This is a genomic window from Rhizobacter sp. Root1221 (genome assembly GCF_001425785.1).
Lineage (GTDB): Bacteria > Pseudomonadota > Gammaproteobacteria > Burkholderiales > Burkholderiaceae_C > Rhizobacter.
The window spans coordinates 223285-240754 of record NZ_LMDI01000034.1 but is presented as its reverse complement, the minus strand read 5'-3'; the positions used below and the strand labels follow the sequence as shown (position 1 = coordinate 240754).

The 17470-nt window shown below is 69.6% G+C and carries 17 protein-coding genes; 2 read left to right on the top strand and 15 right to left on the bottom strand.

Annotation, left to right across the window (positions count from 1 at the left end; genetic code table 11):
• The first annotated feature begins 57 nt into the window (after positions 1-57).
• Positions 58-1071, top strand: a complete 1014-nt coding sequence (locus ASC87_RS22030) for an NAD(P)-dependent alcohol dehydrogenase (RefSeq protein ID WP_056667418.1) — start codon at positions 58-60, stop codon at positions 1069-1071.
• Here the strand turns inward: ASC87_RS22030 and ASC87_RS22025 are convergent.
• From ASC87_RS22025 to ASC87_RS22005, 5 genes are read right to left on the bottom strand one after another with little or no spacing between them, the layout of a single operon-like run.
• Positions 1068-1838 (bottom strand): toxin, encoded by a 771-nt coding sequence (locus ASC87_RS22025; RefSeq protein ID WP_200954448.1) that lies wholly within the window; start codon positions 1836-1838, stop codon positions 1068-1070. The genes ASC87_RS22030 and ASC87_RS22025 overlap by 4 nt on opposite strands.
• Before the next feature lie 11 nt (positions 1839-1849).
• Positions 1850-2233 (bottom strand): hypothetical protein, encoded by a 384-nt coding sequence (locus ASC87_RS22020; RefSeq protein WP_157604196.1) that lies wholly within the window; start codon positions 2231-2233, stop codon positions 1850-1852.
• 36 nt (positions 2234-2269) lie between these two features.
• Positions 2270-2584 (bottom strand): polyhydroxyalkanoic acid system family protein, encoded by a 315-nt coding sequence (locus ASC87_RS22015; RefSeq protein WP_056667413.1) that lies wholly within the window; start codon positions 2582-2584, stop codon positions 2270-2272.
• 27 nt (positions 2585-2611) lie between these two features.
• Positions 2612-3670, bottom strand: a complete 1059-nt coding sequence (locus tag ASC87_RS22010; protein WP_082568846.1) for an aminopeptidase — start codon at positions 3668-3670, stop codon at positions 2612-2614.
• Positions 3667-5697, bottom strand: a complete 2031-nt coding sequence (locus ASC87_RS22005; RefSeq protein ID WP_056667412.1) for a molybdopterin-dependent oxidoreductase — start codon at positions 5695-5697, stop codon at positions 3667-3669. The genes ASC87_RS22010 and ASC87_RS22005 overlap by 4 nt, the downstream gene beginning before the upstream one ends.
• Positions 5698-5805: 108 nt before the next feature.
• On the opposite strand from ASC87_RS22005, the gene ASC87_RS22000 reads away from it, so the two are divergent.
• The gene (locus ASC87_RS22000) at positions 5806-6999 is read left to right on the top strand and encodes a M20 aminoacylase family protein (protein WP_056667409.1); all 1194 of its coding nucleotides are present in this window, start codon (positions 5806-5808) and stop codon (positions 6997-6999) included.
• Between the two features lie 27 nt (positions 7000-7026).
• Here ASC87_RS22000 and ASC87_RS21995 read toward each other — a convergent pair whose 3' ends face one another.
• The 10 genes from ASC87_RS21995 to gmhB all read right to left on the bottom strand — a co-directional run bounded on the left by ASC87_RS21995 (position 7027) and on the right by gmhB (position 17465).
• Entirely contained in the window at positions 7027-7314 is a 288-nt protein-coding gene (locus ASC87_RS21995) for a type II toxin-antitoxin system RelE/ParE family toxin (protein ID WP_056667406.1), read from the bottom strand.
• The gene (locus ASC87_RS21990; protein ID WP_056667403.1) at positions 7302-7592 is read right to left on the bottom strand and encodes a CopG family ribbon-helix-helix protein; all 291 of its coding nucleotides are present in this window, start codon (positions 7590-7592) and stop codon (positions 7302-7304) included. The genes ASC87_RS21995 and ASC87_RS21990 overlap by 13 nt, the downstream gene beginning before the upstream one ends.
• A 98-nt stretch (positions 7593-7690) precedes the next feature.
• On the bottom strand, positions 7691-9913 hold the full coding sequence (gene mdoH, locus ASC87_RS21985; protein WP_082568836.1) for a glucans biosynthesis glucosyltransferase MdoH: 2223 nt from the start codon (positions 9911-9913) through the stop codon (positions 7691-7693).
• Complete coding sequence (locus ASC87_RS21980; protein ID WP_056667663.1) at positions 9886-11376, bottom strand: glucan biosynthesis protein G; 1491 nt, start codon at positions 11374-11376, stop codon at positions 9886-9888. The genes mdoH and ASC87_RS21980 overlap by 28 nt, the downstream gene beginning before the upstream one ends.
• Before the next feature lie 320 nt (positions 11377-11696).
• The gene (locus ASC87_RS21975; RefSeq protein WP_056667401.1) at positions 11697-13055 is read right to left on the bottom strand and encodes a sigma 54-interacting transcriptional regulator; all 1359 of its coding nucleotides are present in this window, start codon (positions 13053-13055) and stop codon (positions 11697-11699) included.
• Positions 13055-13717, bottom strand: a complete 663-nt coding sequence (locus tag ASC87_RS32065) for a hypothetical protein (RefSeq protein ID WP_157604195.1) — start codon at positions 13715-13717, stop codon at positions 13055-13057. The genes ASC87_RS21975 and ASC87_RS32065 overlap by 1 nt, the downstream gene beginning before the upstream one ends.
• On the bottom strand, positions 13701-15125 hold the full coding sequence (locus ASC87_RS21965; RefSeq protein ID WP_056667394.1) for an ATP-binding protein: 1425 nt from the start codon (positions 15123-15125) through the stop codon (positions 13701-13703). The genes ASC87_RS32065 and ASC87_RS21965 overlap by 17 nt, the downstream gene beginning before the upstream one ends.
• A 13-nt stretch (positions 15126-15138) precedes the next feature.
• A complete protein-coding gene (locus ASC87_RS21960) occupies positions 15139-16080 on the bottom strand; it encodes a M48 family metallopeptidase (protein WP_082568833.1) in 942 nt (313 codons plus the stop codon).
• A 32-nt stretch (positions 16081-16112) separates the two neighbouring features.
• Positions 16113-16862 (bottom strand): 1-acyl-sn-glycerol-3-phosphate acyltransferase, encoded by a 750-nt coding sequence (locus ASC87_RS21955; protein WP_056667391.1) that lies wholly within the window; start codon positions 16860-16862, stop codon positions 16113-16115.
• A 6-nt stretch (positions 16863-16868) separates the two neighbouring features.
• Positions 16869-17465, bottom strand: coding sequence for a D-glycero-beta-D-manno-heptose 1,7-bisphosphate 7-phosphatase (gmhB, locus tag ASC87_RS21950; protein ID WP_056667386.1), 597 nt, complete (start codon positions 17463-17465; stop codon positions 16869-16871).
• Between the last annotated feature and the right edge of the window lie 5 nt (positions 17466-17470).

Below are 17470 nucleotides of genomic sequence, written 5' to 3'. Positions count from 1 at the left end.
TATTTCCGAATCAAGGTCGCCAATAGCATCCGGACACCCCACTTCAGGAACCTTCCGATGCAAGCCTTCCACATCCGCCCCGGCGGCAACGCCACCAGCCTCGTGCTGGCCGATGCACCTCGCCGCCCTCTCGGCCCCAACGCGGTGCGCGTGCGCATCCACGCGGCCGGCCTGAACTACCGCGACCTGATGCTCGCGTGGGGACAGTACCCCGTGGGGCATGACGGGCCGGTGATCCCGCTGGCCGACGGGGCCGGCGAGGTGATCGAGACCGGTGCCGCGGTGACCCGCTTCAAGGCCGGCGACCGGGTCGTGAACACGTACTTCCCGGACTGGATCGACGGTGCCGCCTCGCCGGCCAACACGGCGGCCTCCCCCGGCGCCAGCATCGACGGCGTGCTGGCCGAAGAGGCGGTGTTCCACGAGGCCGCGCTGGCGGTGATTCCCGAACACCTCGACTGGGCCGAGGCCGCCACGCTGTCGTGCGCGGGCATCACGGCCTGGAACGCGCTCTTCGTGGCGGGGCGCCTGAAGCCCGGCGGTACCGCGTTGATGCTGGGTACGGGCGGCGTGTCGGTGTGGGCACTGCAGCTCGCCAAGGCAGCCGGGGCCCGCACGGTGATCACCTCATCGGACGACGGCAAGCTCGCACGCACGCGCCAGCTGGGCGCCGGCGACACCATCAACTACCGCACGACACCCGAATGGCAGGACGAGGTGCAACGCCGCACCGGCGGTGCCGACGTGGTGGTCGAGGTGGGCGGCCACGGCACGCTGCAGCGGTCGATCGCCGCATCGCGCATGGGCGGCCACATTGCCGTGATCGGCGGCGTGAGCGGTTTTTCAAGCGACCTGAACCTGCTGCCGCTGATCGCCGGGGCCAAGCGGCTGTCGGGCATCTTCGTGGGCAGCCGCACGATGTTCGACGACTTGCTGCGGTTCGTGGCACTGCACCGGCTGCGCCCGGTGGTGGACCAGGCGTTCGCGTTCGGCGATGCCCCGGCGGCCTACGCGCGCCTCGAAGGTGGCGGGCACTTCGGCAAGATCGTCGTGGACGTGTCGCGCCGCTAAGGAGCCACCTTCGGCAACCACAGGCCCGCGATCGTGTTCAGCTCGGCGAGCGCCGGCTCGGTGCGGGTGCGGCAATCGAACAGCACGGCATGGCCCTGCTGCGCCCGCACGAGCGTGAACGCATCGGCCACGGACCGGCTGTTGTCGAACATCAGCGTCATGTCGGCCAGCGGGGCCGCCTTCGCGATGGCCTGTTGCGTGCGCGGGAACCTCGATCGCAACGAGGCCTCGGGCACGCCGTGGCCGCCCTGGGTTCGGCGCGTCTGCACGCGCAGCATCGAGATCTCGACCGTGGCCAGGCCCACGAACAGCAGCACCACGAAATAGCCGGCGGCCTGCAGCTGCAGCACGGTGTCGGCCTTCGATTCCATGGTGCCGTCGGCACGCGGCCTCCAGTGCGAAAACACCGTCTCGAACGCAAACGGCATGCGCTTGTTCATGACGAGGCCGGTGAAGGCCTGCACGCCCTCCTGCGACAGCCGCTGCCAGCGTTCGTCGTCGTCACGCAGCCGCTGGGCCCACGGGGCGATGCGGCCGGTGGCGGGGTCGGGTGGCGGCAGGATGGACGCGGTGAGCCGGTCGGCGTTGACCAGCGGGATCTGCAGCCGGTGGGCGAGCCGGTCGTGCCAGAGCGTGGACTTGCCGGAGCCGTTGTGGCCGGCCAGGATGAACGCCGGCGGGCGCTGGCCGTTCGACGCGGTGCGCAGTGCGGTGTCGAGCAGGCCTTCGACACGTGGGATGCCGCGGGGGCGAACCTGCGTCGCCACCGGCTGCCGGCTCAGCGCTTGGTGGGCACGGCGCGGAAGCGCCCGCCGACCAGGCGGCCCAGGGTCTTGAGGCCGTCAGCGCTTTCGCGGACGACCAGCGTGGGGTCTTGCGGGTACACCGAGTAGGCGCTGATGCCTCGCCCGGAGCCGCTGCCGAACACCGACTCGCGGCGGATGCCGGGCTTGTTCAGGGCCTTGCCGGCCTTCAGCACCATGGCGTCGGCCCGTTCGGTGGGATCGAGGGCGGCGGGGGCGGCGTTGGCGGCATTCAGCCGCACCAGCACCAGGTCGTCGTTGAGCGTGGGGATGCGCGTGCCGCTGACCCGGATGTCACCGGCCCGGGTGTCCTTGAGGGGCGACACCTTGGGAGACGAACGGGCAGGGGATCTGGGCATCGGGCACACCACGGGGCATCGGGTGAAACAAGCGTATCACTGTCGGGCGGCAGGCGGCGCCTCGCGGGCCAGCAGCGCATCGAGGTTCTTCGCGATCTCGGCCTCGATCGACTTCTGGAACGCCCCCAGCAGCATCCCGAGCCGCGCGGTCAGTTCCAGGTGGCTGGCCGACACCACCAGTTGCCCCGACACCCCTGCCCGCTTGAACACCACGGTGTCGGCGGCCGCACCCGGGTCCACGGTGCACACCAGGTCGTACTTGCGGCCGGCTTCGCGCACCCATTGGCGCGCCAGTTCGCGGGCGCGGTCGAGGCCCAGCTGGTGGGGGCGGCGGATGTGGACGTCGGGCATCGAAACAGGCTTTCGGGGGTCAGGGAATCAGCGCGCCAGTGTGGCGTGGCGCTTGGCACGGGGCAAGGCGGCGATGCGCTTGACCTCCGCATAAAAACGGTGGAAATCCTCACCTTGCGCGCGGAACAGCGCCTCGAACTGCGGCACCTGCTCGTAGTAGGCACCGAGCACACCGAGGGCGGCGTTGTTGGCCCGCTCGAACCACGGGTCGTACCCGGCGAAACCGTCCCACGGCCCGGCCTTCAGCGTCGCGTACTCGGCACGCATCGCGTCCATGGCGGCGGCCTTCGCGGCGCGTTTGTCGGCGTCGCTGCCCGGGCCGCGGAAGATGCCTTCCAGCGCGCGGCGGGTCTTCAGCGTCAGCGCGCGGAAATCTTCGCGGCGGGCCTCGAGCCGTTCGTACTCGGTCCGCACCTGGTCGCTCGCGTGCGCGGCCAGCCAGCGCCGCACGCCGATGCGTTCCACCGCCGTGGCGAAGGATTCGTTGAAGACCGTGTCGCCCGGTGCGTAGGCCACCTGGTGCGCCAGTTCGTGGAAGATGAGCCGGGCCAGGTCTCCCTCGGGGTATCGGATGAAGGTACTGAGCAGCGGGTCGCTGAAGTACGCCCCCGGGATGCGGCCGAGCGTGGAGTACGCCGGCACGGGGTACACCCCGGCTTCGAACCCCTCGGCGCGCAGCGACGCCGCTTCGGCCTCGGCGGTGGGGCGGTCGAAGTAGCCGCGGTACCCCACGCAGCCCACGATCGGGAAGCACCAGGTCTTCAGCGTCAGGTCGAGTTCCGGGGCGGCCACCACGTTCCACACGGCGGCCGGGCGTTTCAGGTCGGCGTAGCGGCGGTAGCTGGCGTTGTCGGGCAGCTTCAGTTCCTGCACCGCGAAATCGCGGACGGTTTCGGTGAGCGCGAGGCGCTCGCGCAGCGGCGTGGGCGTCTCGGGGTCGGCCAGCCAGTCGGGCACCGGCCGCGCGCTGTTGAGCAACGAGAAATGCCCATGGATCGACTGCCCGTAGTACCCGAGGCCGCCGCAGCCGCTGACGCCGGCAAACAGCGCCGCCGCGGCTCCGCCCAGGAGCAGCCAGCGCTTCACGCCGGGCACACGTCCACCAGGCAGTCGTAGAACGACGGGGCCCGGCCGATGTCGGTGAGTTGCTGGTGGGTCAGTTCGTTGACGTTGGTGCCATGGGTGCCCAGCTTGCGCCACCAGATGCCGAGCCCGTGGACCACGCCGGGCCGCGCCCGTGTGCTGACCCGCGCGGTGCAGTGGTAGGCACCGCGGTCGTTGAACACCCGCACCGGCATGCCGTCGGCGATGCCCCGCGGTCCGGCGTCCGACACGTGGATCTCGAGCAGCGGCTCGCCTTCGATGTCGCGCAGGCTCTTCACGTTGACGAACGTGGAGTTCAGGAAATTGCGGGCCGGCGGCGAGATCATCGCGAGCGGGTAGCGGTCGGCCAGGGCGGGGTCGTGTTCGCGCGATTCGTAGTTCGGCACGTGGTCGGGCACCCCGAGCCCCGGCGCGTCGATCAGGCAGCGGCCGCTCGCCGTGGGGAAGTGCCCGTCGGCCAGTGGCGCCTCGGGCAGCGGCAGCTTGACCCACCCTTCGGCGCGCAGCCGGTCGAAGTCGACGTCGCGCGAGAACGCCACACGCGCCATGGCCTCGTCGCTGTCGGCGAAACACGGGTCGTCGAACCCCATGCGGGCGGCCAGGTCGCGGAAGATCTGCGTGTTCGACCGCGCCTCGCCCACCGGCGCCACGGCCTGTTCGTTGATCAACGCGTAGGTGTGGCCGTAGCTCATGTGCACGTCCAGGTGTTCGAGCTGCGTGGTGGCGGGCAGCACGTAGTCGGCGTGGTCGGCCGTGTCGGTCAGGAAGTGTTCCAGCACCACGGTGAAGAGGTCGTCGCGCCGGAACCCCGCCACCACCTTCGGCGATTCGGGGGCCACTGCCACCGGGTTGCTGTTGTAGACCACCACGGCCTCTACCTTGGGGCCGAAGCCGGGCGAGGCCTCGCGCAGCAGGTCGTTGCCCACCGTGCTCATGTTGAGCGTGCGCGGTTGGCGGCCGGCCAGCAGGTCGGGGCGCTGCAGGGCCTGGGCGTCCTTCGGGAACCAGCCCGAGGCCGACAGCAGCAGGCCGCCGGCCCGGTGGCGCCACGCACCGGTCAGGCACGGCAGGATCGCGATCAGCCGCACCGCGTTGCCTCCGCCCCGCACGCGCTGCATGCCGTAGTTCAGGCGGATGGCGGCAGGCTGGGTGGTGCCGTAGTCGCGGGCCAGGCCACGCACTTCATCGGGGGTCAGGCCACACACGTCGGCCGTGCGCTCGGGCGTCCACGCCAGCGCGCGCTCGCGCAGGGCGGGCCAGCCGTGGGTGTGGCGGTCGATGTAGTCGTGGTCGAGCCAGCCGTTGGCCACCAGTTCGTGGATCAGGCCGAGGGCCAGCGCGCCGTCGGTGCCCGGGCGCAAGGCCAGGTGCTGGTGGCACTTGTCGGCCGTTTCGGTGCGCCGGGGGTCGATGCACACGAGCTTCGCCCCCTGGCGCTTGGCCGCTTGCGCAAAGGTCCAGAAATGCAGGTTCGACGCGATCGAGTTGCTGCCCCAGATCAGGATCAGCCGGCTTTCCGCGAAGTGTTCCAGGTGCATGCCGATGCGGGCGCCGTACGTGGCCGCGAGGGCCTCGCTGCCGGCGCTGGCGCAGATGGTGCGGTCGAGCAGCGACGCGCCCAGCCGGTGGAAGAACCGGCGGTCCATGCTTTCACCCTGCAGCAGGCCCATGGTGCCGGCATAGCTGTACGGCAGGATGGCCTCCGGATCGCGCGCGGCGATCTCGCCCAGGCGCGCGGCGATGTCGGCCAGCGCCGTGTCCCAGCTCACCGGCTCGAACTGGCCGGCGCCCTTCGGCCCCACGCGCCTGAGCGGGGTCAGCACCCGGTCCGGGTGGTAGGTTCGCTCCGGGTACCGGGACACCTTGGTGCACAGCGCACCGTGGGTGGTGGGGTGGTCGGGATCGCCCTGCACCCGCACGGCGCGGCCGTTGTCGACGGTGATGCGCATGGCGCAGGTGTCGGGGCAATCGTGGGGGCAGGCACCGCGAACAGTGGCAATCTGGCTCATCCCCTCACTATTGCACAGCCTCGGCGCCACGTGCGGATGGCCGAGTAAACTGGATCTTCGATCTCGAACGGCGCGCGCCGGGCGCGCCGACCACCCGGGAGCCCACGAATGCAGTTGATCGAATCCATCCTCGCCGACAGCGCCGCCGCCACCGCGATTCGCCGCGACCTCCACGCCCATCCGGAACTCTGCTTCCAGGAACACCGCACCGCCGATGTGATCGCGCAGGCGCTGACGGACTGGGGCATTCCCATCCACCGCGGGCTCGGCACCACCGGCGTGGTCGGCATCGTCAAGGGCACCCGGGGAGACAGCCCGCGTGCCGTGGGCCTGCGCGCCGACATCGACGCGCTGCCCATCACCGAACACAACACGTTCCCGCACGCCAGCCGCCACGCCGGCAAGATGCACGCGTGCGGCCACGACGGCCACACCGCCACGCTGCTGGCCGCCGCCAAGCATTTCTCGAAACACCGCGACTTCGCCGGTACCGTGTACCTGGTGTTCCAGCCGGCCGAGGAAGGCGGCGGCGGGGCACGCGAGATGATCAAGGAGGGGCTGTTCGAGCAGTTCCCGATGGAGGCCATCTTTGGTGCGCACAACTGGCCGGGCCTCGCGGTGGGGCAGTTCGCCGTGCGATCCGGCCCGGTCTTCGCGTCGAGCAACGAGTTCCGCATCACGATCCGCGGCAAGGGGTCGCACGCCGCCATGCCGCACCTCGGCGTGGACCCGGTGCCGGTGGCCTGCCAGATGGTGCAGGCCTTCCAGACCATCATCTCGCGCAACAAGCGTCCGCTGGAAGCTGGCGTGATCTCGGTCACGATGATCCACACCGGCGAGGCCACCAACGTGGTGCCCGACAGCTGCGAGGTGCGTGGCACGGTGCGCACGTTCACACTCGAACTGCTCGACCTGATCGAACGCCGCATGCGCGACGTGGCGCAACACACCTGCGCCGCCTTCGAGGCCACGTGCGAGTTCGAATTCGTGCGCAACTACCCGCCCACCATCAACCATCCGGAAGAAACCGAGTTCGCGCGCCGCGTGATGGCCCAGGTGGTGGGGGAAGACAACGTGCAGGAGTTCGAGCCCACGATGGGCGCCGAAGACTTCAGCTTTTTCCTGCAGAAGAAGCCGGGCTGCTACTTCGTGATCGGCAACGGCGAAGGCGAACACCGCATTGGCGGCCATGGCCTCGGGCCGTGCATGTTGCACAACCCGAGCTACGACTTCAACGACGACCTGATTCCGCTCGGGGCCACCTTGTGGGTCCGGCTGGCGGAAGCGTGGATGCAGCGTTAGCCCCCGAGTCGGCCAGCAGCACGAGGGTCAGGATGCCTCTTTCTGGTGTCGCACGGCAAGGATCGTGACGGCATCCGGGTCGATGCGGTAGCGGGCGATGTAGCCGCCATCACCGAAGTCGATGATCCACTCGCGGAACTCGTCGGGCATGTCATCGATGGGGCGGCCGACGCCAGGTTGTTGCCCCAGCACCGTGACGCCGTGGCGAATGGCCTTCACCGCTCGTCTGGCCGCGTCGAGGTTCTTGGGTGCCATGAAGCGATAGAGGCGCTGCACATCGAGCAGCGCCGGTGGTGACCAGATCAGACGTGGCATCCAGGTGGCTCGATGTCGTTGCCCTGCTCAAGCTGAACCAGCCAGGCATCGGCCTCCTCGGCGGTCACATGCAGTCCAGTGGCGCGGTACTCTTCCCACGCCTTGAGCGTGTCCTGGCGGAATGCCTCCCGCTTCTCTTCGCGCTCAACGTATTGGGTGATCGCCTCGCGCATCAGCCAGTGCGACGTGCGATGGCGCGCGTCAGCCAGGCGCTTCACGCGGGCCTTGATGTCCTCGTCGATCTTGATCGCCACGGGGCGAATGGCAGGAGCAGTCATGGCGGCCTCCATCAAAGTATCTTAAGGTATTACCTTACCATACCCGCAACCGCTGTGCACTTTCGGCACGATCTGCCGAGCTTGCTCCCGTGGCGTGATCACGCGGCGTGACCGATGCTGCCCCACTGGCTGTTGGCCGCCAGCTGGTCGCGCAGGCGCACGATGCTTTGCGGCTCGCTCAGCAGGTGCATGCGTTCCTCGTTCGACAGGCGTTCGGTGTCCTGCGGGCCGATCAGGCCGCGCACCAGGCGGCGGCGGGCCTTGCCGCGCACACCCCACGTGGTGTTGCGCTGGCCCATGGCGGAGCGCACCACGTCGAAGAGCCACGGGTCGGTGACGGCGTCGCTCCAGCTCGGCAGCGGTTCGGCGTCGTTGGCGTAGGCCCAGGCCTGGCGCAGCACGGTGGGTGACCACGATTCTTCCGGCGTCACCAGCAGGTGGCGCGCCTTCACGCGTTCGCCGATGTCGGCCCGGCTGGTGGCCACCGTGAGCGGCACGGCGAACAGCAGCGGCAACGCCACCGGGGCGAGCCACAGCGCCGCGCCCGGCTCGACGGCCAGCGCCACGGCCACGAGCACCAGGACCACGGCCATGATGGGCAGGAACCGCTGCACGGCGACACCCCAGCCGATGTCCTGCGCTTCACGCGGGGGCGACTTCCAGTTGAGCTTCAGCCCGGTCAGCGCCACCACGACGAACATCGTGTGCGCCACCATGCGCACCGGCGCCTGCAGCACCGACAGCAGCCCTTCGAGCATGCCGCTGCGCACCAGCGCGCTGGTGCCGCCGTACAGGTGCTGTTCCTTTTTCATGATGATGGTGGCCACGCCGAGGATGCGGGGCATCGACAGCATGGCGCCGGTGGCGAGCCACAGGCCCAGCATCTCGAGCGGCACGCCACGCGCCGTGTTGAAGATGGCATACCCGCCAAAGAGCCACAGCGCCCCGCCCAGCAGCACGAAACCGAGCCACAGCGGCGCCGACAGGTACGCGAACGCGCCAGTCAGCAGCATGGCGCGGTGCACACCGTGCAGGCCGGGTTCGGTGAGCAGGCGGGCGTTCTGCAGGTTGCCCTGGCACCAGCGGCGGTCACGCGCGAGTTCCTCGAGCAGGTTGGGCGGCTGCTGTTCGTAGCTGCCTGGCAGGTCGTGCACGAGCCACACGTGGAAACCGGCACGGCGCATCAGCGCGGCCTCGACGAAGTCGTGCGACAGGATGTCGCCGCTCAAGCCGCCGCGGCCGGCCAGCGGGGCCAGCGCGCAATGTTTCATGAAGGGTTCGACGCGGATGATGGCGTTGTGGCCCCAGTAGTGAGACTCACCGAGCTGCCAGAACTGCATGCCGGCGGTGAACAGGCGCCCCGCCACACGGCCGGCGAACTGCTGCGCCCGTGCATGGATGGTGCTGAGGCCGCAGGCTTGCGGGGCCGTCTGGATGATGCCGGCCGTGGGATGGGCTTCCATCAGCTTGACCATCGTGACCAGGGCGTCACCGGTCATCACGCTGTCGGCGTCGAGCACCACCATGTAGCGGTAGTCCTTGCCCCAGCGGCGGCAGAAGTCGGCCACGTTGCCCGACTTGCGTTTCGTGCGGTGCTGGCGCCAGCGGTAGTACACCCGCCCGCACCCGCCGAGCGTGGTGCGCAGTTCGGCCCATGCAGCCAGTTCGGCGGCGCGCAAGGTGGGGTCGCTGGTGTCGGACAGCACGTACAGGTCGAACAGCCGCGAGCCGCCGGCGGCCGCCAGCGATTCACAGGTGGCGCGCAGACCCGCGAATACCGTGGCCACCTGCTCGTTGCAGATGGGCATGATGATGGCGGTGCGGGCGTCGGACGACAGCGGGTTGTGCAACACATCCTGGTACCGCAGCGCATGGGGGTCCCCCCGCAACTGCACCCAGAAGCCCATCAGGGCCGTGAAGAACCCGGCCGCCACCCACGCGAACAGCAGCGAGAACAGTGCGATCTGGCCCCACCGCAGGATGGCCACCTCGTAGACCGGCAGCACCTGCGTCAGCATGGCGGTGGCGCCCACGGCCGACAGGGCCACCAGCACCAGCAGCACGAGGCGGCGGCGCGATGCGGCCACTTCCCACGGCTGGCGCTCGGCCACCGCCGGGCCGCGGCCGGCGAACACCCCGGCCAGCCCTTCGAAGAGGCCGCGCCAGAAACCGCGCCACGGCGTGGCGACCATCGAGGCCCGCCGGATGGGCGGCGCACTGGGCCCCACGCCGGGCACGCGCGGGGTCAACGGGGACACCTGGGTGGGCGAGCCAACGCCGTCATGCCCCTGGCTCAGTCGGGCTGAATGATGGAGGTCCATGTTTCGGTCAATGCGTGAGTGGATTGCTGGAGGAATGCGCGCAGCTCGACTGGCTGCTTCGCGTCGGTTTGTTGAACGCGCAGGCTCATGCGCCAGGCGCCGTTGGCGGGGATGCGGTAGGCGTTGGCTTCGACGACCTTGCCGTTCGGGCCGACGCTGACCACCGGCTTCACGGTGGCGCCCAGGGGCAGCGCGTCGAGCGCCGGACCGGTGAAGTCGACGACGTATTGGGTTTCGTTCGGGGCCATCTCGGCAAAGCCGCGGCCCACGCGCGATTGCGTGGCCCAGCCGGCCGGTGGCCGCTGCTGGCGGTCGCCCTGCAGTTGCACCTGGTACGACAGCTCGAGCGGCTGGCCCGGGGCCGGCGCCTGGTCGGGCACCCAATAGGCCACGATGTTGTCGTTGGTTTCGTCGGGCGTGGGCCACTGGAACAGTTCGACGCGGCCCGGCCCCCAGGCGCCCTTCGGCACCACCCAGGCGCTCGGGCGGCGTTCGTAGCTGGCCTCGACGTCCTCGTAGCTCGAGAACGCACGGTCGCGCTGCATGAGGCCGAACCCCTTCGGGTCACGGGTGGCGAACGACGTCACGAGGGGGCGCTTCGGGTTGATCAGCGGGCGCCACAGCCACTCGCCCTCACCGGTGGCCACCATCAGGCCGTCGGAGTCGTGCACCTCGGGGCGGAACTCGCCGGCACGCGGCTGGTTCTCGCCGTGCTGAAACATGCTGGTGAGCGGGGCCACGCCCAGCGTGGTGACACCGGCACGGAAGTAGAGCTTGCTGCGCACGTCGGTCACCGTGGTGTCGCCCGGGCGCACCGTGAACTGGTAGGCGCCGGACACCCGCGGGGAGTCGAGCAGCGCGTGGATCACGAGCGCGGTGGCATCGGCCTCCGGGCGCTCGATCCAGAACTCCTCGAACCGCGGGAATTCCTCGCCCTGCCCGCCCACCGTGTCGAGGGCCAGGCCGCGGGCCGACAGCCCGTAGTGCTGCTGCTTGCCCAGCGCGCGGAAGTAGCTGGCGCCGAGGAACACGACCAACTCGTCCTTGTAGGCGGCGTTGTTGAGCGCGTAGTGGACGCGAAAGCCGGCAAACCCGAGGTCGCCCCACTGCTTGGGCGACACCTTGTTCTTGCCGTAGTCGAAGGCCTTGGGGTCGAACGCGATGTGGCGCACACCGGCGGCCGTCACCTCGTTGATGCGGACCGGCGCCGTCTGGAACTTGCCCAGGTGGAAGAACGCCAGCTCGAACGGCAGGCCTTCGGCACGCCAGGTGGACTGGGCCGGCTTGAAGCGGATGTCGCGGTACTGGTCGTAGTCGAGGTTGCGCAACTCGGCCGGCAGCACATGGCTGCGGGTGGCATACGGCTTGGCGGCCCGAGCCTGGGCGAGTTGCGCCACGTCGTCGAAGCCGAACGCGAGGGCCTGGCCGGCCGCCGCGAGCCACACGGCCAGACCGAGGGTCAGGCTGGCGACGGCGTTGCGGAACGGAGCGGGGTCACGCGGGGGCTGACGAAAGGCGTAGGGCAAATCCAGGTTCCTTGCAGTGAAGTCACGGGACGGCAAAAAGCCGCGGTGCGACGCTGCAAGCGCAATGAACATGCCAAATGAGTCAACCCCAATGAAATCAATGGGTTAGCGCAATTCGGGGGGATTGCCGGGCGACTGAACCCCGGTTTTTTGTCGCTGCCCAGCGACAGCGTTTGAGGCCGATTCGGGGTTTTCCCCTGCTGCGCCGCCGCAAATGCACTGTCGTTCATCAGCGACAGCGCGGCGGGCAGGTCACCTCATTCGGCGACGGGCGGGTCGGCGCGGAAGCGGCCGGGGGTCAGGCCGTGCTTCTGGAGCAGGCGGTAGAACTCGGTGCGGTTGCGGTCCGCCAGGCGGGCTGCATCGGCCACGTTGCCATCGGTCATTTTGAGCAAACCGACCAGGTAATCGCGTTCAAAGCGTTCCCGGGCCTGGGCAAAGCTGAGCACCTCGACGCTCGGCACCCGCAGCGCACGCTGCACCAGCGCCAGCGGGATCAGCGGCGTGGTGGTCAGCGCGCACACCTGCTCCACCACGTTGTGCAGTTGCCGCACGTTGCCCGGCCACACCGCGGTGGCGAGCGCCTTCAGCGCATCGGGGGCAAAACCATTCAGCGGCTTGTTGTATTTCTCGGCGAGCTTCGACAGGAAATGGTTGGCCAGCAGCGGGATGTCCTCGCGCCGGTCGCCGAGCGGCGGCAGCGTCAGGGCCACCACGTTCAATCGGTAAAAAAGGTCCTCGCGGAACTCGCCGTCGGCCATCGCGGCATCGAGGTCGCGGTGGGTGGCGGACAGGATGCGCACATCCACCGGGGTGCTTTCGTTGGCCCCCACGGGCCGCACCGACCGCTCCTGCAACACCCGCAACAGCTTGACCTGCAATGCCGGGGGCATGTCGCCGATTTCATCCAGAAACAAGGTGCCCCCATCGGCGGCCTGGAACAGCCCCTGGTGGTTGGCCACCGCGCCGGTGAAAGACCCCTTCACGTGCCCGAACAATTCGGACTCGAGCAGGGCCTCGGGAATGGCGCTGCAGTTCACCGCGACAAAGGGTTTGTGGGCGCGCGGGCTGGCCTTGTGGATGGCCTGCGCGAGCAGTTCCTTGCCGCTGCCGCTTTCGCCGCAGATCAGCACACTGGCGTCGGACGCGGCCACCATCTTGGCCTCGGCCAGCAGCTCGGCCATGCGGCTCGAGCGGCTCACGATGGCCTCGCGCCAGCGCTCGTCGCCATCGACCGGTTCGTGGGCCGGGGCACCGAGCGCGAGGGCCTGCCCGATCTTCTCGAGCAGCGCCTTGCCGTCGAACGGTTTGGTGAGGTACGTGAACACCCCGCGTGCGGTGGCCTCCACCGCGTCGGGGATGGTGCCGTGGGCAGTGAGCAGGATCACCGGCAACGCCGGGTGGCGCTGGCGGATGGCGTCGAACAGCGCGAGGCCGTCGCGGCCGGGCAGTTGCACGTCGCTGACGACCAGCTGAGGCCGGGCCACGTCGAGCTGGGCCAGAGCGTCCTCGGCGGAGGCGACGGCGGTGACGTGGTAGCCGGCCGCCGTGAGGCGCATCGACAGCAGCTTGAGCAGGTCGGGGTCATCGTCGACCAGCAGCAGGTTCGCGGGCATCAGGGCGCCTTCGGGGCAGTGGCGGGCGGCGCCGAAGCCGGCACCGCGGGAGGTTTCACCGGGGCCGACGGCGGCCGGGCGGTGAGGCTGCGTTCGATGTTTTTCAACGCCTCGAGCTTGTCGTTCGTCTGGGTCAGGTTGCGCTGGGCCTCGCGCAACTGGACGCCCTGGCGTTCGAGTTCGTTCTCGAGCTTGCGCTGCTCCACGAACCGGGCCGACAACAGCCGCGCGAGCGGCTGCCACGGGGCCAGGTCGGGGTTCGTGGACTTCACGATGGGGTCGAGCAGCACCGCGGCCCGCGCGAGGTCGCCGTTGTTGCGGGACTGCGCGAGGGCGAGCGACAGTTCGAGCACGACGGACGGCGACGCCGACTGGGCGTTGGCGGCCACCAGCGCATTCATGCGCGTGAGTTCCTGCCCCAGCTCGGCGGGCGACATCTGCCGCAACTGCTCGTGGTACGCGAGCAGCCGGCGGGCCGCGGCATCGGCCGGGTCCACCTGGGGCGGCGGCGGCGGCGGTGGGGGAGGCGGGGGAACGGGCACGGGGGCCGGTGGCGGGGGGACCACGGGCGCGGGCACGGGCTGGACCAGCGTGCACGCGGCCAGCACGAGGCTGCCGCCCGCCAGGGTCCAGGCACGGAGAAGGTCAGTCCGAAGACGCATGCGGTAGCTCGATGTGAAAGTGGGCCCCGGGCTCGTCGGGCAGCAGTTCGATCTGCCCGCCGTGCGCGGTGACGTATTCGTGGACGATGGACAACCCGATGCCGCTGCCCCGTGCCGCATCGGCCGGCTGGCGCTCGCCCCGGTAGAACGGCTCGAACACCCGGGCACGATCGGCCGAGGCCACGCCCGGTCCGTTGTCGACGATGTCGATGCACGCCCGGCCGGCTTCGCGGGAAACGGAAAACTGGATGGTACCGCCCGACGGGCTGAAGCGGATCGCGTTGGACAACAGGTTACCGAGGGCCATGCCCATCTTGTCGCCGTCGATCTCGGTCCACAGCGGCTCACCGTCGACCTGCACGCGCAGCAGCTTGGCCATCCACTGCAGCCGCTGCTGGTTGACGAGGTCGCCGATGAAGGCGACGAGTTCGGTCTTGCGGCGCACGAGCCGGCGGGCCTCGAAGGCGGCCGCGTTGAAGCGCAGCAGGTCCTCGATCTGCCGCTGCAGCACGACGGTGTTCTGCTGCAGGATGCGCACCACCTGCACCTGGTTGTCGTTGAGCGCGCCGGTGACCCCGTCCTCCAGCAACGACACCCCCTCGCGCAAGGCGGCAAGCGGGGTCTTCAGCTCGTGCGACACGTGGCGCAGGAACCGGGCCTTGTCGGAGTCGAGTTCCGCAAGCCGCAGCCGCAGCCACTCCAGGCGCTGGCCGATCAGCCGCACGTCGGCCGGTCCGCGGATGTCGATGGACTTTTCCAGGCGATTTTCGCCGAGGCCCACGATGGCGTTTTCGATGCGCTTGAGCGGCCGGGCGAGCCACAGCCCGAACACCAGCGCCAGCACGCCTGCCACGCCGATGGCCCCGAGGATCTGCTGCGCGAGGTCGACCCGCCGCGCCTCGAGTTCGTCGCGGAGCACCTGGTTGCGCTCCTCGGCCGCCTGGCGCACCTGGTCGGCGATGGTGGCGTTGAGCTGGTCGAGTTCGGCGAACGCGGCGGTGAGCGCCTGGTCGCGTGCACGCTGCGTGGGCGGCGTGCCCGTCAGCTGCGCCTCGATGGTCTCGAGCGTGATGCGCCACGCGTCGGCGGTCTTCTGCGGCAGCGTGCCGGCGGACAGCTGCGTGAGCGACACCCCCGCCTCGCGGGCGGCGTCATCGAAGCGCTGGCGCAGGTTGGGGTCGCCGAGCACCAGGAACTGGCGGGCCGCCCGTTCCATGTCCACGCTGCGTTCGGCCATCAACTGGGCGGCGGCACTGAGGGCCACGGCCTGGCGGGCCGCGGCGCTGCTCTGGCGCAACAGCCCTTCGAGGGTGAAGAGACCGCGCAACGACGCGGCGCTCAGCAGCGTGGCGATCAGCAGGAAGGCCACCAGCAGCAGCTGGCGGAAGGAGTAGCGGTGCAGGCTCATCGCCTGGGCACCGTCAATCGAACGCCGGCAGCACGTCGTCCTTGAGGGTGCCGCGGGCCTTCTCGAAATCGGGCATCACCGAACGGACGACGTCCCAGAACCGGGGGCTGTGGTTCATCTCGCGCAGGTGCGCCAGTTCGTGCGCCACGACGTAGTCGATCGTGGAGAGCGCGAAGTGAATGAGGCGCCAGTTCAGGCGGATGGACCCGTCGGCACTGGCACTGCCCCAGCGCGTCTGCGCCGAGGACAGGCTCAGCCGCTTGTACTGCACACCGAGCAGCTGCGTGAAATGGCGGCAGCGGTCCTCGAACACCCGGCGCGCTTCGCGCTGCAGCCAGCTCTGCACCGAATCGCGGATCTGTTCCGGCGTGGCGGTGTGGGGCAGGCCGATGTGCAGCGTGAGGCGGGGCACGCCCGGCAAGGCAGCCGCGTCGCTGTTGAGCACCGCACCGCCCGGCTTCAAGCCGGCACGGGCATCGAGCACGACGATGAGGGTGTCGCCCAGGTAGGGAATGGTGGTGCCGTCGCGCCACTCGACCTTCGCGGCCTGCAAACGCCGCGCGCGGTCCTGTTGTTCGCGCAGCTTGCGCAGGATCCAGTCGCCCTTCTCGACCAGCGCCCCGTCGATCTCGGCGAGGCCCACCCATTTGGGCGCGGACACGCTGAGGCCGTCCATGCCCACGACAAAACCGATGCTGCGGCGGCGGCCGCGCTTGAGGGCGTAGGCGACGAGGTGGCCGCTCAGGCGGATCTCGCGCTGGGCTTGCGGGTGCCGCGAGACCGCCGGCGCAGCCGACGGACTGGCAGGTGCAGCGGGCAGCCGCGGTGTGGGCGCAGGCGCCGAGACCATCGGCGGCGCATCGAGTGGAACGGACATCAGGGTGTGGGACGCCGGCGATCCATCATCGAACAGCGACAGCTGCATCGAACGGGGGGCCGGCACGGGACGCGTCATGGGCGCCCATTCTAAGCGGGGACCCGTGGCGGTCAGGCCGCAGGCTTGGCGTACGCCTCGGCGTCGAGGCGGCGCATCTCCGCTTCGACCCACTGCTCGACCTCGCGCATCAGGTCGTCAGGCGTGCGGCCCTCGGACGGAATGGGCTTGCCGATGGACACATCGACCGTGCCCGGCCGCACCATGAAGGACTTGCGCGGCCAGCAGCGGGCGGCGTTCACCGCGATGGGCACCACCGGCACGCCGGCGGCGATCGCGAGGCGCGTGCCCCCGGCCTTGTAGACCCCCTGGCCGCCGCGCGGTGCGCGGGTGCCCTCCGGGAACATGATCACCCAGTTGCCGGCGGCCATGTGCTTGCGCCCCTGTTCGGCCACGCGGTTCCACGCCTCGGTGCGGCGGCTGCGGTCGATGTGGATCATGTCGATGCGGCCCATCGCCCAACCGAAAAACGGGATGTACAGCAGCTCGCGCTTGAACACGTAGCAGAGCGGCCGCGGCATGATCGTGGGGTACGCGAACGTCTCCCACGTGCTCTGGTGTTTCGACAACAGGACCACCGGCCCGTCGGGCAGGTTCTCCATGCCGTGCACGCGCTTTTGCACACCACAGATCACCTTGCAGCCCCAGATGGCCGTGCGCAGCCAGCCGGCACACAGCCAGTAGATGGGCGCCCCGCGCACGAACATCGAGTAGATGAGCACCGCGATGGCCCAGGGCACGACGGTGATGGACATCCAGAGCAGGAACAGGATCGACCGGATCGCGGTCAGCAGGTTGGTCATCAAGGTTCAGTCAAGTCGTCCGAGGCTGGCTTCGCCCAGCCCGGCATTGCCGCGCACGAGTCGTTCCTGCTGGATCATGTGTTCGGCAAAGGCTGCCAGGTCGTCGTGCACCACGGTGCCAGGCACCAGCTGCGACACGCCGGGTTCGGTGGCTGCGCCCTTGCCGGTGCGCACGAGGTGGGGCTTGCAGCCCAACGCCACGCCGGCCTGCAGGTCGCGCAGTGAATCGCCCACCACCGGCACGGTGGAGAGGTCCACGCCGTACCGTTCGCCGATCTGGCGGAACAGGCCCGGCAGCGGCTTGCGGCATTCGCACGTTTCGTCGGGAGTGTGCGGGCAGAAGAACACCGCGTCGATGCGGCCGCCCACCTTGGCGAGCAGCGCATTCATCTTCGCGTGCATCGCATTCAGCGAGGCCATGTCGAACAGGCCGCGGCCGAGGCCCGACTGGTTGCTGGCGATCACCGTGTGCCACCCCGCGTGGTTGAGCCGCGCGATGGCCTCGAGCGAGCCCGGGATGGGCAGCCAGTCGTCCGCCGATTTCACGTAGTCGTCACGGTCTTCGTTGATCGTGCCGTCGCGGTCGAGGATGATGAGGTTCATCGCGG